The organism is Leifsonia sp. HAY1-4F (genome assembly GCF_056755275.1).
The window spans coordinates 1-358 of record NZ_JBNDHX010000218.1 but is presented as its reverse complement, the minus strand read 5'-3'; the positions used below and the strand labels follow the sequence as shown (position 1 = coordinate 358).

Genomic DNA, 358 nt, shown 5'->3' with positions numbered 1-358 from the left:
GTCAATGCGATCGGCCTGTTCGGCGGCGAGAAGCTCGTCTGGATTCGCGGCGCCGCCAACGAAAAAAGCCTCGTCGATTCGTTGCAGATCATCGCTGATAACCCGCCGGATGCGAGTTTTGTTATCGTCGAGGCAGGCGATCTCAAGAAGGGGGCGGGGTTGCGCAAGGTAGCCGAACCTTCTCGCGCGGTCGCGACAATTCCCTGCTACGCAGACGACATTCGCGCGCTCAACGGTCTCATCGATACTGAGCTGGCAAATGAAAATCTCCGCATCACGCCCGCGGCCCGCCAGGTGCTGTTGGAGCTTCTCGGCGGCGACCGTATTGCCTCGCGCAACGAAGTCCGCAAGCTGGCGC

Annotated in this window: 1 protein-coding gene; it reads left to right on the top strand. The window is 61.2% G+C overall.

Annotated features, from left to right (window positions below):
- Window positions 1-358: hypothetical protein (locus ACPYOG_RS19280; RefSeq protein ID WP_481295744.1), on the top strand; the 358-nt coding region annotated here is incomplete at both ends.